At 69.1% G+C, this 19285-nt stretch carries 18 protein-coding genes; 11 read left to right on the top strand and 7 right to left on the bottom strand.

Translation table 11 applies throughout. The annotated features are described in order from the left end of the window. The first annotated feature begins 51 nt into the window (after window positions 1–51). The 6 genes from whiA (at window position 52) to ASG05_RS00960 (ending at window position 4974) form a co-directional block, all read left to right on the top strand. Entirely contained in the window at window positions 52–1032 is a 981-nt protein-coding gene (gene whiA, locus ASG05_RS00985; protein ID WP_056256312.1) for a DNA-binding protein WhiA, read from the top strand. Between the two features lie 167 nt (window positions 1033–1199). Further along, window positions 1200–2204 (top strand): type I glyceraldehyde-3-phosphate dehydrogenase, encoded by a 1005-nt coding sequence (gene gap / locus ASG05_RS00980; protein ID WP_043595015.1) that lies wholly within the window; start codon window positions 1200–1202, stop codon window positions 2202–2204. Window positions 2205–2267: 63 nt separating this feature from the next. After that, complete coding sequence (gene pgk, locus ASG05_RS00975) at window positions 2268–3479, top strand: phosphoglycerate kinase (protein ID WP_056256309.1); 1212 nt, start codon at window positions 2268–2270, stop codon at window positions 3477–3479. After that, a complete protein-coding gene (gene tpiA / locus ASG05_RS00970) occupies window positions 3473–4261 on the top strand; it encodes a triose-phosphate isomerase (protein ID WP_056256307.1) in 789 nt (262 codons plus the stop codon). Before pgk ends, tpiA begins: the two co-directional genes overlap by 7 nt. A gap of 105 nt (window positions 4262–4366) precedes the next feature. Then, window positions 4367–4618, top strand: a complete 252-nt coding sequence (gene secG / locus ASG05_RS00965) for a preprotein translocase subunit SecG (RefSeq protein ID WP_043595012.1) — start codon at window positions 4367–4369, stop codon at window positions 4616–4618. Next, window positions 4618–4974, top strand: a complete 357-nt coding sequence (locus ASG05_RS00960; protein WP_056256305.1) for an RNA polymerase-binding protein RbpA — start codon at window positions 4618–4620, stop codon at window positions 4972–4974. The genes secG and ASG05_RS00960 overlap by 1 nt, the downstream gene beginning before the upstream one ends. 113 nt (window positions 4975–5087) lie before the next feature. Here the strand turns inward: ASG05_RS00960 and pgl are convergent, their stop codons facing one another. From pgl to tkt, 6 genes are all read right to left on the bottom strand, one after another. Next, entirely contained in the window at window positions 5088–5858 is a 771-nt protein-coding gene (gene pgl / locus ASG05_RS00955; RefSeq protein WP_056256302.1) for a 6-phosphogluconolactonase, read from the bottom strand. A 14-nt stretch (window positions 5859–5872) separates the two neighbouring features. After that, on the bottom strand, window positions 5873–6820 hold the full coding sequence (locus ASG05_RS00950; protein WP_056256300.1) for a glucose-6-phosphate dehydrogenase assembly protein OpcA: 948 nt from the start codon (window positions 6818–6820) through the stop codon (window positions 5873–5875). Then, on the bottom strand, window positions 6817–8352 hold the full coding sequence (gene zwf, locus ASG05_RS00945) for a glucose-6-phosphate dehydrogenase (protein WP_056256297.1): 1536 nt from the start codon (window positions 8350–8352) through the stop codon (window positions 6817–6819). Before zwf ends, ASG05_RS00950 begins: the two co-directional genes overlap by 4 nt. A gap of 117 nt (window positions 8353–8469) precedes the next feature. Further along, window positions 8470–10065, bottom strand: coding sequence for a glucose-6-phosphate isomerase (locus ASG05_RS00940; RefSeq protein ID WP_056256293.1), 1596 nt, complete (start codon window positions 10063–10065; stop codon window positions 8470–8472). Beyond that, window positions 10062–11189 carry a transaldolase gene (gene tal / locus ASG05_RS00935; protein WP_056256290.1) on the bottom strand — a complete coding sequence of 376 codons (1128 nt, stop codon included), beginning with the start codon at window positions 11187–11189 and terminating at the stop codon, window positions 10062–10064. Before tal ends, ASG05_RS00940 begins: the two co-directional genes overlap by 4 nt. Window positions 11190–11216: 27 nt before the next feature. Next, window positions 11217–13310: a transketolase gene (gene tkt, locus ASG05_RS00930; RefSeq protein ID WP_056256288.1), complete on the bottom strand. Its 2094-nt coding sequence runs from the start codon at window positions 13308–13310 to the stop codon at window positions 11217–11219. 284 nt (window positions 13311–13594) lie between these two features. Here tkt and ASG05_RS00925 point away from each other — a divergent pair, with 284 nt between their 5' ends. Both ASG05_RS00925 and ASG05_RS00920 read left to right on the top strand, forming a co-directional pair. Then, a complete protein-coding gene (locus ASG05_RS00925) occupies window positions 13595–14518 on the top strand; it encodes a heme o synthase (RefSeq protein ID WP_056256286.1) in 924 nt (307 codons plus the stop codon). Between the two features lie 3 nt (window positions 14519–14521). Next, window positions 14522–14956, top strand: coding sequence for a GNAT family N-acetyltransferase (locus ASG05_RS00920; protein WP_056256285.1), 435 nt, complete (start codon window positions 14522–14524; stop codon window positions 14954–14956). A 79-nt stretch (window positions 14957–15035) separates the two neighbouring features. Here ASG05_RS00920 and ASG05_RS00915 read toward each other — a convergent pair whose 3' ends face one another. Beyond that, window positions 15036–16004 carry a heme A synthase gene (locus ASG05_RS00915; RefSeq protein ID WP_235491348.1) on the bottom strand — a complete coding sequence of 323 codons (969 nt, stop codon included), beginning with the start codon at window positions 16002–16004 and terminating at the stop codon, window positions 15036–15038. A 299-nt stretch (window positions 16005–16303) separates the two neighbouring features. Between ASG05_RS00915 and sufB the strand changes: the two genes are divergently transcribed. From sufB to ASG05_RS00900, 3 genes are read left to right on the top strand one after another with little or no spacing between them, the layout of a single operon-like run. After that, window positions 16304–17722 (top strand): Fe-S cluster assembly protein SufB, encoded by a 1419-nt coding sequence (sufB, locus tag ASG05_RS00910; protein WP_056258167.1) that lies wholly within the window; start codon window positions 16304–16306, stop codon window positions 17720–17722. Further along, window positions 17723–18949, top strand: a complete 1227-nt coding sequence (sufD, locus tag ASG05_RS00905) for a Fe-S cluster assembly protein SufD (RefSeq protein WP_082486198.1) — start codon at window positions 17723–17725, stop codon at window positions 18947–18949. Next, a complete protein-coding gene (locus ASG05_RS00900) occupies window positions 18949–19281 on the top strand; it encodes a non-heme iron oxygenase ferredoxin subunit (RefSeq protein WP_082486197.1) in 333 nt (110 codons plus the stop codon). Before sufD ends, ASG05_RS00900 begins: the two co-directional genes overlap by 1 nt. The last annotated feature ends 4 nt before the right edge of the window (window positions 19282–19285 follow it).

Below are 19285 nucleotides of genomic sequence, written 5' to 3'. Positions count from 1 at the left end.
CACGCCCGTGAAGCCGACCAGAGGTCGACCCGACGAAAAGGAACAACCGGAGTGGCTCAGACTGCCGACGTCAAAGAAGAACTCGCCCGCGTCGAGGTGAGCCGGACGACGATCCGTGCTGCCGAGCTGGCGACCGTCCTGCGCTTCGCCGGGGGACTGCACCTGATCTCGGGCCGCATCGCCGTCGAGGCCGAGCTCGACTCGGCCCTCATCGCCCGTCGGGTCCGCAAAGACCTGGCCGAGCTGTACGGCGCCCGCAGCGACGTCGCGATGACCGCCCCGTCCGGTGCACGCCGCACCCCCGGCTACCTCGTCCGGGTGCACGAGGCCGGTGAGACGCTCGCGCGACAGACCGGTCTCATGGACGCTCGTCGCCGACCGGTGCGGGGGCTGCCCAACCGACTCACGACGGGGTCCCGAGACGACCTCGCGGCCGTCTGGCGCGGCGCCTTCCTCGCCCAGGGCTCCCTGACCGACCCGGGACGCTCGGCGTCGCTCGAGGTCGTGTGCCCGGGCAACGAGACCGCGATGGCGCTCGTCGGGGCTGCCGGACGGCTCGGCATCGCGGCCAAGGCGCGTGAGGTCCGGGGCGTCCACCGGGTCATCATCCGTGACGGTGAGGCCATCGGGACGATGCTCAAGGCCATGGGTGCCGAGAAGAGCGTGACCGAGTGGGAAGAGATGCGTCAGCGCCGCGAGGTGCGCGCCACGGCGAACCGCCTGGTCAACTTCGACGACGCCAACCTGCGTCGCTCCGCCCAGGCGGCCGTCGCGGCCTGTGCCCGCGTCGACCGCGCCATGGAGATCCTCGGCGACGACATCCCCGACCACCTGAAGTACGCCGGTGAGCTCCGCCTGGCCCATCGTGACGCCAGCCTGGACGAGCTGGGGCACCACGCCGATCCGCCGATGACCAAGGACGCCGTCGCGGGACGCATCCGACGGCTGCTCGCGATGGCCGACAAGAAGGCGAGCGACCTGGGCCTGCCCGGCACGGACGCGAACCTGCCGTCGGACCTCGACCTGGACTGAGTTCCCGGCGCAGTTCGGGGCGACACGGGACGACGAACACCGAAGGCCTGCTGCTACTGTCGTAAACGGTGTCCAGCCCGAGGTCATCGAGAGTTCGGGTGACGCCACGGGCCTGGTCGCCCACACCCTCCACGCGTCCCCACGACGCCTGATCATCAGGAGTTTCATTGACCGTCAAGATCGGCATCAACGGCTTCGGTCGCATCGGCCGTAACTACTTCCGCGCGGCGCTCGCCAAGGGCACCGACATCGAGATCGTCGCCGTCAACGACCTGACCGACAACGCCGCCCTCGCGCACCTCCTCAAGTTCGACTCCATCACGGGTCGTCTCGACGCCACCGTCGAGCTCGACGGCGACTCGATCGTCGTCGACGGCAAGCCGATCAAGGTCCTCGCCGAGCGCGACCCCGCCAACCTGCCCTGGGGCGAGTTGGGCGTCGACATCGTCGTCGAGTCGACCGGATTCTTCACGAAGGCCGAGGACGCCCGCAAGCACATCACGGCCGGTGCCAAGAAGGTCCTGATCTCGGCGCCCGCCACGGGTGACGACGCGACGATCGTGCTGGGTGTGAACGAGGGCATCTACGACCCCGCGAACCACCACATCATCTCGAACGCCTCGTGCACGACGAACAGCCTCGCGCCCCTGATGAAGGTGTTCCTCGACAACTTCGGCGTCGAGCGCGGCCTCATGACGACGGTCCACGCCTACACGGCCGACCAGAACCTGCAGGACGGCCCCCACAAGGACCCCCGCCGTGCCCGCGCCGCAGCGCTCAACATCGTCCCGACCTCGACGGGTGCGGCCAAGGCCATCGGCCTCGTCATCCCCGAGCTCGCCGGCAAGCTCGACGGTTACGCCCTCCGCGTGCCCGTGCCCACCGGCTCGATCACCGACGTCACCCTCGAGACCAGCACCCCGGTGACGGTCGAGCAGATCAACGCCGCCTACAAGGCCGCTGCCGAGGGCGAACTCAAGGGAATCCTCGCCTACTCCGAGGACCCCCTCGTCTCGACCGACATCACGACGGACCCGCACTCGTCCATCTACGACTCGGGCCTCACGAAGGTCATCGGCAACCTCGTCAAGATCACCTCGTGGTACGACAACGAGTGGGGCTACTCGAACCGCCTCGTCGACCTGACGAAGTACGTGGCAGACCGCCTCTAGTCCGATCCCGGTGCCCCGGCCCCCAGTGGCCGGGGCACCGTCCTCTCGACACGAAACGAACCCATGAGCCTGCGTACCCTCGATTCCCTCGGCCCCTTGGCGGGCCGACGCGTCATCGTCCGATGCGATCTGAACGTCCCCCTGAAAGACGGCGAGATCACGGACGACGGACGCGTCCGTGCCTCACTCGAGACCCTCGACCTGCTGATCAATCAGGGGGCGCGGGTCATCGTCGTCTCGCACCTGGGGCGCCCGGACGGAGAAGCGAAGTCCGAGTACAGCCTCCGGCCCGTGGCCCAACGACTCAGCGAGTTGCTCGGCAAGAGCGTCGCCTTCGCACCCGAGACCGTCGGTGACGAGACGACCGCGGCCGTGCGCGACCTGACGGACGGCCAGGTCATCGTCCTCGAGAACCTCCGCTTCACCGCCGCCGAGACGTCGAAGGACGAGGCCGAGCGCCGCGAATTCGCCGGCCGCCTGGCCGCACTCGGCGACGTCTTCGTCTCGGACGGATTCGGCGTCGTGCACCGCGAGCAGGCCAGCGTCTACGAACTCGCGACCCTCCTGCCGAGTGCCGCCGGCACGCTGATCTCGCGTGAGCTCGAGGTCCTCGAGAAGCTCACCGAGTCGCCCACCCGGCCGTACACGGTCGTGCTGGGTGGCTCCAAGGTCTCCGACAAGCTCGGCGTCATCGAGCACCTGCTCCCGCGGGTGGACAACCTCCTCGTCGGTGGCGGAATGCTCTTCACGTTCCTCGCCGCACAGGGACTGCCCGTCGGGGGCAGTCTGCTCGAGAAGGACCAGCTCGACCGGGTCAGGGGGTACGTCGACGAGGCCGCACGTCGGGACGTCAACCTGGTGCTGCCCGTGGACGTCGTGGTCGCCTCGTCGTTCAGCGCCGACGCCGAGCACACGGTGGTCGCGTCCGACGGCATCGAATCCTCGTCGCTCGGCTCCGGGGCCCTCGGGCTCGACATCGGCCCCGAGACGGCTGCTCGGTTCGCCGAGATCGTCCAGACGTCGGCGACGGTCTTCTGGAACGGCCCCATGGGTGTGTTCGAGTTCCCCGCCTTCGCACACGGCACCAAGACCGTCGCCGAGGCGTTGACCCACGTCTCGGGTCTCGGCGTCGTCGGCGGGGGCGACTCCGCGGCCGCCGTCCGGGCCCTCGGGTTCTCCGACGACCAGTTCGGCCACATCTCCACCGGTGGTGGAGCCAGCCTCGAGTTCCTCGAGGGCAAACGACTCCCCGGACTGGAGGTCCTCGGATGGTGACCACGCGCACGCCCCTCATCGCCGGCAACTGGAAGATGAACCTCGATCACCTGCAGGCGATCGCGTTCGTCCAGAAGCTGGCCTGGTCGCTCAAGGACGCGAAGCACGACTTCGAGTCGGTGGAGGCCGCGGTGTTCCCCCCGTTCACCGACCTCCGCAGCGTTCAGACCCTGCTCGACGCCGACAAGCTGGACCTGGCTCTCGGTGCGCAAGACCTCTCGGCCCACGACTCCGGTGCCTACACGGGCGAGGTGTCCGGCCAGTTCCTGTCCCGCCTCGACGTCCGGTACGTCCTGGTGGGTCACTCGGAGCGGCGCACCCTCCACGCCGAGGACGACGAGGTCATCGCGACGAAGGTGGCCGCGGCGCACCGGTCGGGGCTCGTGCCCGTCATCTGCGTCGGCGAGACCGCCGACGATCTCGAGCAGCACGGCCCGAGCGCCGTGCCCGTCGCCCAACTGCGTGCCGCCTTGGCCCAGGTGCCCGCCTCGGCCGAGATCGTCGTGGCGTACGAACCCGTGTGGGCCATCGGTTCGGGTCAGGCCGCGACCGCGGACCAGGCCGAGCAGGTCTGTGCCGCCCTGCGGACGGCCCTGTCCGAGATCACGGGGTCCGACGCCGCCGCCGCGACGCGCATCCTCTACGGCGGATCGGTGAAGTCGTCCAACATCGCCTCGTTCATGCGTGAGCCCAACGTCGACGGGGCGCTGGTCGGCGGGGCCAGCCTCGACGTCGACGAGTTCGCCAGCATCGTCCGTTTCCAGGCGCACGTCGGCGTCTGATCCGGTGGGGTGCCGTCCCGCGGCGCCCCACCGACTCCGACTCCACGGGCCACGGCCTCTCGCGGTTATACTGTTCAGCGGTCTCACCGCATCGAAAGGTCCTACGTGGAAATTCTCCAGGTCATCCTGCAGGTGTTGCTCGGCATCACGAGCCTCCTGCTGACCCTCCTCATCCTCCTCCACCGCGGACGCGGCGGGGGTCTGTCCGACATGTTCGGCGGTGGCGTCACGAGCAACCTCGGGGCTTCCGGTGTCGCCGAGCGCAACCTGAACCGCATCACGGTCTTCCTTGGGCTCGTCTGGATCACGTGCATCGTCGTCCTCGGGCTCATCACGAAGTTCGCGGCGGTCAGCTGATGGCCTCGGGCGGCAGCGCCATCCGTGGCTCGCGCGTCGGCGCGGGCCCCATGGGCGAACAAGATCGTGGTTTTCACGCCGAACGCATCACCATCTCGTACTGGGACGCCCTCGGAAACGAGGTCGTCCGTCACTTCGCGGCGAACGTGCCCGAAGAAGAGATCCCCGAGACCGTCGACTCACCCTCGAGCGGCCTCCCGGCCGGCCGAGACAAGGCCAACCCGCCGACGGTCGCCAAGCTCGAGCCGTACAAGACGCACCTCGCGTACGTGAAAGAACGTCGTACCGAAGAAGAGGCCGAGCAGCTCCTCGAAGAGGCCCTGCAGCAGCTGCGCGTCCGACGCGGCAAGGCCTGAGGCGCCGAGCGCGCCTCCCGGCACCTGACCCACCGGGCACGACGAAGGGCCCTGCAGCGAGAGCTGCAGGGCCCTTCGTCATGCCACCGACCGGCGGCGCGGAGCCGGAGGCGTCAGTACGTCGAGGCGATCAGGTTCTCGGGGACCTCGGCGGCGGCGTCCTGGTCGACGAAGAAGACCGTGCGCTTGCGCCCCTTGACCCCGGCGACGGGCACCTGGTCGGCCCCGGCTCCCGCCAGTGCCAACCCCAGCGACGAGGCCTTCTCGGCTCCGGCGAGGATCATCCAGACGCGCTGGGAGTTGTTGATGACCGGCAGGCTCAGCGTGAGGCGGACCGGCGGCGGCTTGGGGGAGTCGTCGATGGTCAGGACCGTGGGCTCGGTCTGGCGGATCTGCGCCTTGTCGGGGAACAACGACGCCACGTGGCCGTCGGGTCCGACGCCGAGGAGCGTGATGTCGAAACGCGGCGCGTCGTCGTCGGCCTGGGCGTGTTCGAGCAGCTCCGCCCGGTAGGCCACGGCCGCCGCCTCGACGTCGTCGAAGTCGCCCACGGCACCGAAACGGTGCACGTTCTCGGGCGAAAGGCCGATGTGGTCGAGGAGGTCGAGGCCCGCCTGGGTGTCGTTGCGGTCGGCGTCGCCCGCCGGCACCCAGCGCTCGTCCGCCCACCAGATCGAGACCTTCGACCAGTCGACGCTGTCGCGTGCCGGGGAGGCGTTGATGGCCGCCAGCACGAGCGTGCTGACCGATCCACCGCTCACGACGACCGACGCATAGTTCTGCTCTTCGAGCACGTCGATGATCTTGGTGATGAAGCGGGCTGCCACGGATGCGCCCAGCGATTCTTTGTCGGGGTGGACCAGCACCCGGCGTTCGTTCGTCACGGTTCTCTTCTGCTCTAGTTGTTCTGGACGGGTTCGCTCAGCTGGCCGACCCCGTGTCTCACGACGTTCCCGAACAGGTCGTCGGGGTCGAGTCTACGGAGTTCCTCGGCGAGGCAGTCGCGCAGCGACCGGCGTGGCAACGCGAGGTCGTGCGTGGGCTGCCCGGGCTGCGTGAGGGTGGCGACGTCGTCGAGCGAACGCTCGAGGACGATGGGTCCGGAGGCGCGGACGAGTCGGACACCGTGGATGCCGCTCGAGCCGGTCGCGCTCGTCGGCAGCTCACCGTCGACCACCACCTGCAGCTGCAGCCGCAGCCAGGCCGCCAGCAGCAACGTCGAGGGCGAGTCGGGCGACCCGGAGACCCCCACCGCGGTGACGGACTCGTACGGGGGCTGGTCGAGCACGGCGGCGAGCTGGGCTCGCCAGAGGGTCAACCGCGTCCACGCGAAGTCGGTGTCGCCCGGCGCGTAGCTACGGGCGAGGTCGACGATGGACTGACGGGGGTTCGGCTGGCTCGCGGCGTCGGTGATGCGGCGTTGCGCGATGCGTCCGAGGGGTGACTCCGACACGACGGCCGGAGCGGTCTTGGGCCACCAGGCGACGACCGGGGCGTCGGGCAACAGCAGCCCGGTGACGAGCCCCTCTTCGTCGCTCGCCGTCTCGCCGTAGGCGCGCAACAGGATGACCTCGCTCGCCCCGGCGTCTCCGCCGACGCGGATCTGTGCGTCGAGCCGACCGTCGACACGGTCGGACTCCGTCGACGTGGACACGACGATGACCCGCATCGGGTGCTCACGCGAGGCGTCGTTGGCCGCTTCGATCGCTTCTTCCTCGTCACCGAGGTCGGTCGAGATGATCAGCGTGAGGACGCGGCCCAACGCGACCGCGCCTCCTTCTTCCCTGATCTTGACGAGCGTCTTCAGGACGCGGCTGATGGTGCTGTCGGGCAGGTCGACGATCACGGACGCCTCCAGGTGCGGCCGTCTCGGGCCATGAGTTCATCGGCGGAGGCGGGGCCCCACGTGCCGGGTCGGTACTGTTCGGGCTGGCCCTGCGTGGCCCAGAACTCCTCGATGGGGTCGAGGATCTTCCACGAGAGCTCGACCTCCTCGTGCCGGGGGAACAGAGGCGGGTCGCCGAGCAGCACGTCGAGGATGAGTCGTTCGTAGGCCTCGGGGCTGGCCTCGGTGAAGGCGTGCCCGTAGCCGAAGTCCATCGTGACGTCGCGGACCTGGGTGCCGATGCCCGGCACCTTCGACCCGAACCGGAGGGTCACGCCCTCGTCCGGCTGCACGCGGATCACGAGGGCGTTCTGCCCGAGCGAGGTCTGCGTGCCGAAGATGTTCTCGGGCACCTGCTTGAAGACGACGGCGATCTCGGTCACCCGACGTCCGAGCCGCTTGCCGGCACGGAGGTAGAACGGGACGCCCGCCCACCGTCGCGTGGCGATCTCGAGCTTGATGGCCGCGAAGGTCTCGGTGGTGCTCTCGGGGTTCATGCCCTCTTCGTCGAGGAAGCCCCTGACCTTCTCACCGCCCTGCCAGCCACCGGCGTACTGACCGCGGGCCGTCCCCGTGGCGAGGTCGGCGGGCAGGCGCACCGCCGACAGGATCTTCTCCTTCTCGGCCCGGAGGTCACGCGCGGCGAAGGTCACGGGCTCCTCCATGGCCGTGAGCGCGAGCAACTGCAGGAGGTGGTTCTGGATCACGTCACGAGCGGCGCCGATCCCGTCGTAGTACCCGGCACGACCACCGACCCCGATGTCCTCGGCCATGGTGATCTGGACGTGGTCGACGTGGTTGGCATTCCAGAGGGGCTCGTACATCTGGTTGGCGAAGCGGAGCGTCAGCAGGTTCTGGACGGTCTCCTTGCCGAGGTAGTGGTCGATGCGGAAGACGCTGTCGGGCTCGAAGACGGTCTCGACGACGGCGTTCAGCTCTCGGGCCGTCTTGAGGTCGCTGCCGAACGGCTTCTCGATGACGACGCGTCGCCAGGCGCCGTCCTTCTCCTCGGCGAGGCCCGAGTTGCGCAGCTGCTCGGTGACCATGGGGAAGGCCTTGGGCGGGATCGAGAGGTAGAAGGCGTGGTTGCCCATGGTGCCGCGCTCACGGTCGAGCTCTTCGATCGTGTCCTTGAGGCGGGCGAAGGCGTCGGCGTCGTCGAAGACCCCCTGCACGAAGCGGAACCCTTCTTTGAGCTGGCGCCAGACGTCCTCGTCGAAGGGCGTGCGGGCGTGTTCCTTGACGGCCTGGTAGACGACCTGCTCGAAGTCCTGGCCCTCGAACTCACGGCGGGCGAATCCGACGAGCGCGAAGCCCGGCGGGAGCAGCCCGCGGTTGGCCAGGTCGTACACGGCCGGCATGAGCTTCTTGCGCGAGAGGTCACCCGTCACACCGAAGATGATGAGGCCGCTCGGGCCGGCGATCCGGTTGAGGCGGCGGTCGGAGGGCAACCGCAGCGGGTTGGACTCCGGCGTGATCGGCACCGGTGACATGGGCTTCCGTTCTGTCGTTCGAGGGCCACCCCACGACCCGGCACGAGGTACCGGGACGAGGGCGTCCGAGGGGAAGGAGAAAGGGCCGGCGTCCCGAGGGACGCCGACCCTCTCGACTCAGCGGAGTGCGGCGGTGATGACGGGCAGCGCGGCGGCCACGTCGGTCACGGTCAGCGTGAGCACGGGGCGACCGTGCTCGGCCAGGACCTTCGCGTCACCCGCGGCCTGCGCCTGGACGAGCTGCCCGAACGTGAACGGGCTGTCCGGGATCTCGAGGTCGGTCTCGGGCACCTGCGTGATCTGCAGGAAGACGCCGTTGGCCGGGCCTCCCTTGTGGTACTGACCGGTCGAGTGCAGGAAGCGCGGACCCCACCCGAAGGTGACGGGACGCTGCGTGCGCGCGGCCAGGAGGTCGCGCACCTCGTCGAGCTGCGGGTTCGCCACGCGGTCCACGTAGGCCTGGATCGAGACGTAGCCGTCGTCGGTCAGGTGCGTGAGCAGGGCGGCCACCGCGGACTCGAGCGAGTCGCCCAGCTCGACGCCACCGACCTCGCGGACCTCGACGCCCTCGGCCGTGAAGGCCGGGGGAGTGGGCTCGGGCCGGTCGTCGAGCAACGCGCGCGTGGCGACCTTGGCCGACTCGACGTCGGGCTGGTCGAACGGGTTGATGTCGAGCAGACGCCCGGCCACCGCGACGGCGTACTCCCAGACCATGATCTGACCACCGAGCGAGCCCGAGATCTCGACCTCGCCGGGTGCGACCTCGCGGGTCTCGGCGGCGTTCGCCACGAGTCGGACGATCTGCACGTCGTGCAGGCCGGCCGTGATCTCGGGGGCGGAACCGTCGATCACGACGGGGAGCAGACCACGACCCTGCTTGCCGGTCGACTCGGCGATGAGCTGTTCGGCCCAGTCCGGGAACCCGACGATGTGGGTGCCGTCGGCGACGATCGCGATCTTGTCGCGCAGCGGCTTCGTGCCGGCCAGGACGGCACCGAGCACCAGCCCGGGGTTGTCGGCGCGGTCCTGGGCGAGCTCGACCGTGACGGCGTCCGCCTCGGCCAGGAGCTCACGGATGTCGGCTCCGGCGAGACCCGAGGGCACCAGACCGAAGGCCGACAGGGCCGAGTAGCGCCCACCGATGTTGGGGTCGGCGTTGAAGACCCGGTAGCCGGCCTCACGCGCCTGACCGTCGAGGGGCGAACCCGGGTCGGTGACCACGACGATGCGGTCGACGGGGTCGATGCCGGCGTCGGTGAACGCCTTCTCGAACGTCTTGCGCTGGCTCGCGGTCTCGACGGTCGAACCCGACTTCGACGACACCACGAGCACGGTGCGCTCGAGGCGGTCGGCGAGGGCCGTGAGGACCTGGCCGGGCTCGGTGGCGTCGAGCACGGTGAGCTCGACGCCGTAGGTGCGGGTGATGACCTCGGGCGCGAGCGACGATCCGCCCATGCCGGCGAGCACCACGTGGTCGACGCCCTTCGCGGCGAGCTCGTCGCGCAGGGCGTCGATCTCGTCGAGCAGGGGGGTCGAGACCACGACGGCCTCGGTCCAGCCGAGTCGCTTCGCGGACTCGTCCTCGGCGTCCGGACCCCACAGGGTGGGGTTCTGGGCCGTGATGCCCGAGGCGACGAGGTCGCTCACGAGCTGGGGGACGACCGTCTCGACCGCCTGTGCGGCGTCGCCGCTGGCTGCGATGGTGATGGTCACTTGGCGACCTCGGCGGGCTTGGCGGCCTCGAGCGCAGCGGTGACGGTGTCGAGCAGCTCGTTCCACGAGACGATGAACTTCTCGACGCCCTCTTTCTCGAGGGTCTCGGTCACGTCGTCGTACGACACGCCCTGCGCGGCGATGGAGTCCATGACCTCGTTGGCCGCGGCGTAGGAGGCGCTGATGGTGTCGCCACGGACCTCACCGTGGTCGAAGGTCGCCTCGAGGGTCTTCTCGGGCATCGTGTTGACGACGTCCTGGGCGACCAGCTCGACGACGTACGTCGTGTCGAGGACGGCGGGGTCCTTGACGCCGGTGGAGGCCCAGAGCGGACGCTGCTTGTTGGCACCCGCGGCGAGCAGGCCCTTCGCACGCTCGGTGTCGAACGCCTGCTGGTAGACCTCGTAGGCGAGCTGGGCGTTGGCGACGCCGGCCTTGCCCTTGAGGGCCTTGGCCTCGTCCGTGCCGACGGCGTCGAGACGCTTGTCGATCTCGGTGTCGACGCGCGACACGAAGAAGGACGCGACCGAGTGGATCTGCGTGATGTCGATGCCCGCGGCCTTGGCCTGCTCGAGCCCCGTCAGGTACGCGTTGATGACCGCGCGGTAGCGCTCGAGGCTGAAGATCAGGGTGACGTTGACGCTGATGCCCTGGGCGATGACGGCGGTGATGGCCTCGAGGCCCTCGACGGTCGCCGGGATCTTGATCAGCGCGTTGGGGCGGCCGACCTTGGCGGCGAGCTTGACCGCCTGGTCGATGGTGCCCTGGGCGTCGTGGGCGAGACCCGGCTCGACCTCGATCGACACGCGACCGTCGAAGCCGCCCGTCGTGTCGTAGATCTCGCGGAAGATGTCGCTGGCGCGCGTCACGTCGTCGGTGGTGATCTCGAAGACGGCGTCGGTGACGCTGACGCCGGTCTTGGCGAGCAGGGCCACCTGGTCGTCGTAGGCCTCGCCCTTGGCGAGCGCGGAGGCGAAGATCGTGGGGTTGGTGGTGACCCCGACGACGTTGCGCTCGGCGATCAGCTTCTGCAGGCCGCCGGCGTTGATGCGCTCACGCGAGAGGTCGTCGAGCCAGATGCTCACGCCCGCGGCGGAGAGCTGTGCGGTGTTGGTGTCTGTCATGGTGTCTTCTCTTCTTCCTGTCGACGCTCAGAGAGCGGCGATCGAGTCTTTCGCGGCGGCGACGGCGGCTTCGGTCGTCATGCCGAACTGCTTGAACAGCGTCTTGTAGTCGGCCGACGCACCGAAGTGCTCGAGCGACACGCTGCGACCGGCGTCACCGACGATGCCGCGCCACGGCATGGCCACGCCGGCCTCGATCGAGACGCGAGCCTTGACGGCGGACGGGAGGACCGCCTCCTTGTACTCGACGCTCTGCTCGTCGAACCATTCGATGCTCGGTGCCGAGACGACGCGGGCGTTGATGCCCTCGCCCCGCAGGACCTCGCGGGCCTCGACGGCGATCTGAACTTCGGAACCGGTGGCGACGAAGATCACGTCGGGCGTGCCGCCCGGCGCCTCGGCCAGGACGTAGGCACCCTTGGCGACGTTCTTCGCCGACGCGAACGTGTCGCCCTCGGCGTCGCCCGTGCCACGCTCGAAGACGGGCAGGTTCTGGCGGCTGAGCGCGATGCCGGCGGGGCCGTGGTGGCGCTCGAGGATGGTCGCCCAGGCCCAGGCGGTCTCGTTGGCGTCCGCGGGGCGGACGACGTCGAGGTCGGGGATGGCGCGGAGCGACGCGAGCTGCTCGATCGGCTGATGGGTCGGGCCGTCCTCGCCGAGGGCCACGGAGTCGTGGGTCCAGACGTAGATCGCCGGCGACTTCATCAGCGCGGCGAGGCGGACCGCGGGGCGCATGTAGTCGCTGAAGATGAGGAACGTGCCACCGAAGGGACGCGTGTTGCCGTGCAGCGTGATGCCGTTGAGGATGGCGCCCATGGCGTGCTCGCGGATGCCGAAGTGCAGCACGCGGCCGTAGGGGTCACCGCTCCACTCGTCGGTCGACCACTCGGTCGGCACGAACGACTTCGAGCCCGTGATGGTCGTGAGGTTCGACTCGGCGAGGTCGGCCGAACCGCCCCAGAGCTCGGGGACGACGCCGGCGAGGGCGTTGATGACCTTGCCCGACGCGGCGCGCGTCGAGACGTCCTTGCCGGCCTCGAAGACGGGCAACGCCTCTTCGACGCCCTCGGGGAGCTCGTTCGCGAGGATGCGGTCGAGGAGGACCTTCTTGTCGGGGTTGGCCGATGCCCAGGCGGCGAGCTTCTCGTCCCACTCGGCGTGCTGGGCCTGGCCGCGCTCGACGGCCTTGCGGGTGTGCTCGAGGACGGCGGGGTCGACGTCGAAGGACTTCTCGGGGTCGAACCCGAGGACGGACTTGAGGCCGGCGACCTCGTCGGCGCCGAGCGCCGAACCGTGGATCTTGCCGGAGTTCTGCTTCTTCGGCGACGGCCAGCCGATGATCGTCTTGAGGATGATCAGCGAGGGCTTGTCGGTGACGGCCTTGGCCTTCTCGATGGCGTCGTTCAGCTCGGCGACGTCTTCGACGTACTCGCCGGTCTTCTTCCAGTCGACGACCTGGACGTCCCAGTCGTAGGACTCGAAGCGCTTGTGGACGTCCTCGGTGAAGGCGATGTTGGTGTCGTCCTCGATCGAGATCTGGTTCGAGTCGTAGATCGCGACGAGGTTTCCGAGCTTCTGGTGACCGGCCAGCGAGGCGGCCTCGCTCGTGACGCCCTCTTGCATGTCGCCGTCGCCCGCGATGACGTAGACGAAGTGGTCGAAGGGGCTCGTGCCGGGGGCGGCCTCGGGGTCGAACAGGCCGCGCTCGAAGCGGGCGGCGTAGGCGAACCCGACGGAGCTGGCGAAGCCCTGGCCCAGGGGGCCGGTCGTGATCTCGATGCCGTCGGTGTGGCCGTACTCGGGGTGGCCGGGGGTCTTGGAGCCCCAGGTGCGCAGCGCCTCGAGGTCGTCGAGCTCGAGACCGTAGCCACCCAGGTAGAACTGGATGTACTGCGTCAACGAGCTGTGGCCGACGGACAGGATGAACCGGTCGCGACCGATCCAGGTGCTGTCGCTCGGGTCACGACGCATGACCTTCTGGAAGAGCAGGTAGGCGGCGGGCGCCAGGCTCATCGCGGTGCCGGGGTGGCCGTTGCCGACCTTCTCGACCGCGTCGGCCGCGAGGACGCGGACCGTGTCTACTGCTTTGTTGTCAATGGATTCCCATTGCAGATCTGCCACTGGAAGTTGACCCTTCTTGATGCGAACTGCGCGGGGTCGATTCGCTCCCGCGCTGACGTGCGCCTGCCGAGACGTCGTCGGCTGGGTCGCACACACGCTGGGGGGCGGGGATCAGGACGGTTCGTCCGGTGATTCGGGCACCGAGGGGGCGTGCGACTGGCAAGCACCTGCAAGTATAGGGACGAACCCCCCGTGGCCGTCCGCAACCGGGCGGGGTTCGCCGTCAGCGTCGACGTTCATCGCCTAGACTTCTCGGGCAAACCGTTCGTCTCGTTAGAGGACTCATGACCGCAGCCGTAGACATCCGCCCCGACACGTCACCCCGGGGCTTCCGTCGCAAGGCTCGGGCGTACGTCGCCCTCACGAAGCCCCGCGTGATGGAGCTCCTGCTCGTCACGACGGCACCGACGATGTTCCTGGCCCAAGGCGGCGTCCCCAACCTCTGGCTGGTGGCAGCGACGCTGATCGGCGGCGCCCTGAGCGCCGGGTCCGCCTCGGCCTTCAACTGCTACATCGACCGCGACATCGACCGCATCATGAAGCGGACGCAGGGCCGCCCCCTGGTGACGGGAGACGTCACCGACCGCGAGGCACTCGTCTTCTCGTACGTGGTGGGCGTCGCGTCGATCGTCTGGCTGGCCCTGACGGTCAACCTGCTCTCGGCGGCCCTCTCGCTCGGCGCGATCCTCTTCTACGTCGTCGTCTACACGCTCTGGCTCAAGCGCCGCACGCCGCAGAACATCGTCTGGGGCGGCATCGCGGGCTGCATGCCCGTGCTCATCGGATGGGCCGCCGTCACGGGCGACCTGTCGTGGTCCGCCGTCATCCTGTTCATGGTGATCTTCCTCTGGACGCCCCCGCACTACTGGCCGCTCTCGATGAAGTACCGCGACGACTACGCCGCCGCCGACGTGCCCATGCTCGCCGTGGTGCGCGGGCGCTCCATCGTCGGACTGCAGGTCGTCCTCTACGCGTGGGCCACCGTGGCGTGCTCGCTCATCCTCGTGCCCGTCGCCGGCATGGGCGCCCTCTACACGGTGGTCGCCCTCGCCAGTGGTGCCTGGTTCGTCTGGGAGTCCCACCGCCTGTACAGCCGTGCCATCCAGCACGTCTCCGAGGTCCGCCCGATGCGGGTCTTCCACAGCTCGATCACGTACCTCACGCTGCTCTTCGTCGCCGTCGGCGTCGACCCGTTGCTGCCCTTCTGACCGGTGGGCACGGTCGAGTGGTCGGTCCGTCCGGCGCGCCCTGACGACCTCCAGTCGCTCTCCGACCTCAAGCTCGAGGTGTTGCGTCCCGAGTTCGAACGGCTCGCCATCTGGGACCCACCCCGTCACCGGGCGCGCTTCGAACGCGAGTTCACGGCCCACGAGACGCGCGTCGTCGAAGGCGGCCGGCGCCTCCTGGGGTGCATCGCCCTGCACCCCGAGGCCGACACGACCTGGCTGCGGCACTTCTACCTGGCCGAGGAGGCGCGAGGTCGCGGCATCGGGACGGCCCTGCTCTCGGAGGCGATCGCGTCGGTCGCCCCGGGGTCGATCACGCTCGACGTGCTGACGGGCAGCCGGGCCGTGTCGCTCTACGAACGCGCCGGCTTCGTCGAGATCGGACGAGACCCCGTCGACACGGTCATGCGCCGCGCGTAGCCGACCCGGGGACCGACCGGCGCAGGCGATGCGGGGCGGTCGGGCGGACCACCGGGCTCGGACCGTCGGTCTCGGACGATCAGGCCCGGACCGCCGCGGCCTCGACGATCGGCTCGACCTCGTCGGGTGCCTGGTCGTTGTGCAAGGACAGCACGACGGCGGTCGTCGCCGCGACGAGGAGCGCGGCGAGCACCATGTGCGTCCCCACCAGGAGGGGCGGCAGCCCCGTGCGGGCCTGCGTGATGCCCACGGCGATCTGCACGAGCTCGACGGCCAGGAGGGCGAACGGGAAACGGCGGGGGAGGCCCGCTCGGATCGTCCAGGCGACGACGGCGACGGTCAGCGCCAGGGTGGCGTAGGCCGGCCAGCTGTGGACGTGGTCCATGATCGCGGGGTCGAGGCCGTTGCGCGGGGTGGCCGCGTCGCCGGCGTGCGGACCGGAGCCGGTCGTGAGGACGCCCACGACGACGGTGACGGCCACGACGGCGGCGAGGACGTGGACCAGGCGCGCGTAACCGGGCGGCGTCGCGGCGTGGTGGCCCCGCGGCCCGCGATGCACCCGCCAGAGGAGCGTCGTCGTGAGGCCGACGAGCACGATCGAGACGACGAAGTGTGCCCCCACGATGTAGGGGTTGAGGCCGGTCAGGACGGTGATCCCGCCGAGGACGGCCTGAAACGGGATGCTGAGGCCCTGCAACAGGGTGAGCCAGAAGAAGTCACGCCGGACCTTGCGCTGGCGCAGCACGAACAGGAAGGCGAGGATCACCACCAGGGTCAACACGAAGGTCAGCAGGCGGTTGCCGAACTCGATGGCACCGTGGATGCCCATCTCGGGCGTGCTGACGAACGAGTCGGTCGTGCACCGGGGCCAGGTGGGGCAACCGAGGCCCGAACCGGTGAGCCGCACCGCGCCTCCCGTGCCGATCAGCAGCACCTGGCAGACGAACGAGGCCCAGGCGATGAAACGCACCCGACGGTCGACCGTCGTGGGCAACCACGACCAGGCTCGGGTCAGGACTCCGGTGGTGCCCACCTGTGCGTTGCTCACGACTTGCTGCCTTTCGTCACTTTCGGCGGTCTGCCCTGTAGAATCGACGGGTTCAGGAACACGACCCGGCAGGGTGTCGACGGAGACATCCGAAGACCGCGAGATCCGCAGAAGCGGTACGCGGCCCTCACCACCAGTCTAAGCAGCGCGACCTGACGTCTCGATCAACTCGGGCGTCGGCGAACGAGGCGGAGGCCACCGACGTGTTCGACTCGCACCGCGAGCAGCTGGACCGCTCCACCACCCGGGGAATGCCGTTCGGCCCACCCGTGTTCGGTCCGGCAGAGAAAGAGGTAGTCATGTCAGACGTGTTGATCGATCGACCCGAGCTCGAGAGCCTGGGGCAGTACGAGTTCGGCTGGTCCGACTCCGACACCGCGGGTGCTTCGGCGCGCCGCGGGGTGTCACCCGAGGTCGTCACCGACATCTCGAACCTGAAGAGCGAGCCCGAGTGGATGCTCAAGAACCGGCTCAAGGGCCTGGCCCTCTTCGAGCGCAAGCCGATGCCGACGTGGGGTGCCGACCTCTCGGGCATCGACTTCGACAACATCAAGTACTTCGTCCGGTCGACCGAGAAGCAGGCGACGACCTGGGACGAGCTGCCGGACGACATCAAGAACACGTACGAGAAGCTCGGCATCCCCGAGGCCGAGCGCAACCGCCTCGTGGCCGGCGTCGCGGCCCAGTACGAGTCCGAGGTGGTCTACCACCAGATCCGCGAGGACCTCGAGCAGCAGGGTGTCATCTTCATGGACACCGACACCGCGCTGCGCGAGCACCCCGAGATCTTCCAGGAGTACTTCGGCACGGTCATCCCGGCCGGCGACAACAAGTTCGCCGCCCTCAACACGGCCGTCTGGTCCGGGGGCTCGTTCGTCTACGTGCCCAAGGGCGTCCACGTCGAGATCCCCCTGCAGGCCTACTTCCGGATCAACACCGAGAACATGGGCCAGTTCGAGCGCACGCTGATCATCGCCGACGAGGACAGCTACGTGCACTACATCGAGGGCTGCACGGCCCCGATCTACAAGTCCGACTCGCTCCACTCGGCCGTCGTCGAGATCATCGTGAAGAAGAACGCGCGCGTCCGCTACACGACCATCCAGAACTGGTCGAACAACGTCTACAACCTCGTCACGAAGCGGGCCATCGCCCACGAGGGCGCCACCATGGAGTGGATCGACGGCAACATCGGCTCGAAGGTGACGATGAAGTACCCGTCGATCTACCTCGTGGGCGAGCACGCCAAGGGTGAGACCCTGTCGGTCGCCTTCGCGGGCCCCGGTCAGCACCAGGACGCGGGCGCGAAAATGGTCCACATGGCGCCGTACACGACGTCGTCGATCGTCTCGAAGTCCATCGCCCGCGGCGGCGGTCGTGCGGGCTACCGTGGCGAGGTCCGCGTCGACGAGGCCGCTCACCACGCGGCCAACACGGTCCGCTGCGACGCGCTGCTCGTCGACACGATCTCGCGCTCCGACACGTACCCCGCGATCGACATCCGCGTCGACGACGTCCAGCTCGGCCACGAGGCGACGGTCTCCCGGGTCAGCGAAGAGCAGCTCTTCTACCTCATGTCGCGCGGCATGGCGGAAGACGAGGCCATGGCCATGATCGTCCGTGGCTTCATCGAGCCCATCGCCCGTGAACTCCCGATGGAGTACGCGCTCGAACTCAACAAGCTCATCGAGATGAGCATGGAAGGATCAGTCGGCTAGATGTCCGCCGCAGCACCCACCACCACACCACAGTCCACCACCACACCCGGCGTGCAGCACGGAGCCGGGGCGCACACCGACGGCGGCTGGGGCCTCGTGCCCGTGCAGACGCGGTCCGAGCGGTTCACCTCGGTCGACCCCTCGGCCTTCCCCGACGTCACCGGTCGAGAGGTCGACTGGAAGCTCAGCCCCGTGGCGCGCCTCCGGGCCCTGATCGACGGCGACCTCGACGGTTCGCCCTACGCCTACCTGGCGCGCGAGACCCCCGGCGCGACCGTCGAGTGGATCGACCGTGCCGACCCCCGGGTCGGCACGGCGGGAACACCGGAAGACAAGGCGGCCGCCAACGCGTGGGCGAGCGCCGAGAAGGTGCTCTCCGTCACCCTGGACGGCGACGAGCCCTCGGCGATCACCATCGGCCGGTCGGGCCTCGACCGCGAACCCCGGGCGGGTCACACGCTGATCCACGCCAAGGCGAACAGCCAGGCCATGGTGGTGCTCCGCAACACCGGGGCGGCGCACCTCGTCGAGAACGTCGAGATCGTCGTCGACGAGGGGGCCCACCTCACGGTCGTGACCCTGCAGGAGTGGGACGACGACGCCGTCCACCTCGCGAGCCACCACGCACGCATCGGGCGCGACGCCCAGCTCAAGCACTTCGTCGTCAGCCTCGGAGGCTCGGTCGTCCGGGTGAACCCGTCGGCCCACCTGGCCGAGCAGGGAGCCGACGCCGAGCTCTACGGCGTGTACTTCGCCGACGCCGGCCAGCACCTCGAACAGCAGGTGTACGTCCACCACGACGCGCCGAAGACCCGCAGCCGCGTCAACTACAAGGGCGCCCTGCAGGGTGCCGGTGCACGCACCGTGTGGATCGGCGACGTCCTGATCGCCCGCACCGCCCCCGGCACCGACAGCTACGAGCAGAACCGCAACCTCGTGCTCAGCGAGGGCACGCGAGCCGACTCGATCCCCAACCTCGAGATCGAGACCGGCGACATCGAGGGCGCCGGTCACGCGAGCGCCACCGGTCGCTTCGACGACGAGCACCTCTTCTACCTGCAGTCCCGGGGCATCTCGGAGCACGAGGCACGCCGTCTCGTGGTGCTCGGGTTCCTGGTCGAGGTCGTCCAGAAGATCGGGGACGCCGACCTGCAGACCCGTCTGGTGGACGCCATCGAGGCCGAACTGGCCGCGGGCGAGGCCACGTCGACCGAGACGGTCGCCTGATGGCGACGAAGGTCTGCGGCGTCGACGACGTCAGCCCGGCACAGGCCCTGCGGGTCGTCGTCGACGGCGTCGCCGTCGCCGTCGTGAAAGACAGTGCCGGCACCATCCACGCGATCGGCGACACCTGCACCCACGGCGACATCTCGCTCTCCGAGGGCTTCGTCGAGGACGACACGCTCGAGTGCTGGGCCCACGGCTCGAAGTTCGAGCTCACCACCGGCAAGCCGCTCACGCTGCCCGCCTACGAACCCGTACCGGTCTTCTCGGTCTCCGTCATCGACGGCGAGGTGTACGTCGACACCGCCTCGACCGTCACCGGCGCCGCACAGTAAAGGA

This window comes from Frigoribacterium sp. Leaf186, from assembly GCF_001423905.1.
In the GTDB taxonomy this organism is placed as follows: Bacteria; Actinomycetota; Actinomycetes; order Actinomycetales; family Microbacteriaceae; genus Frigoribacterium.
This window is presented reverse-complemented; position numbering and strand designations above follow the sequence as displayed.

Excerpts from the sequence above, each read along its gene's own strand:
- pgk (WP_056256309.1), top strand. The coding sequence starts at position 2,268 with ATGAGCCTGCGTACCCTCGATTCCCTCGGCCCCTTGGCGGGCCGACGC.
- tpiA (WP_056256307.1), top strand. The coding sequence starts at position 3,473 with ATGGTGACCACGCGCACGCCCCTCATCGCCGGCAACTGGAAGATGAAC.
- ASG05_RS00960 (WP_056256305.1), top strand. The coding sequence starts at position 4,618 with ATGGCCTCGGGCGGCAGCGCCATCCGTGGCTCGCGCGTCGGCGCGGGC.
- zwf (WP_056256297.1), bottom strand. The coding sequence starts at position 8,352 with ATGTCACCGGTGCCGATCACGCCGGAGTCCAACCCGCTGCGGTTGCCC.
- tal (WP_056256290.1), bottom strand. The coding sequence starts at position 11,189 with ATGACAGACACCAACACCGCACAGCTCTCCGCCGCGGGCGTGAGCATC.
- ASG05_RS00925 (WP_056256286.1), top strand. The coding sequence starts at position 13,595 with ATGACCGCAGCCGTAGACATCCGCCCCGACACGTCACCCCGGGGCTTC.
- sufB (WP_056258167.1), top strand. The coding sequence starts at position 16,304 with ATGTCAGACGTGTTGATCGATCGACCCGAGCTCGAGAGCCTGGGGCAG.
- sufD (WP_082486198.1), top strand. The coding sequence starts at position 17,723 with ATGTCCGCCGCAGCACCCACCACCACACCACAGTCCACCACCACACCC.
- ASG05_RS00900 (WP_082486197.1), top strand. The coding sequence starts at position 18,949 with ATGGCGACGAAGGTCTGCGGCGTCGACGACGTCAGCCCGGCACAGGCC.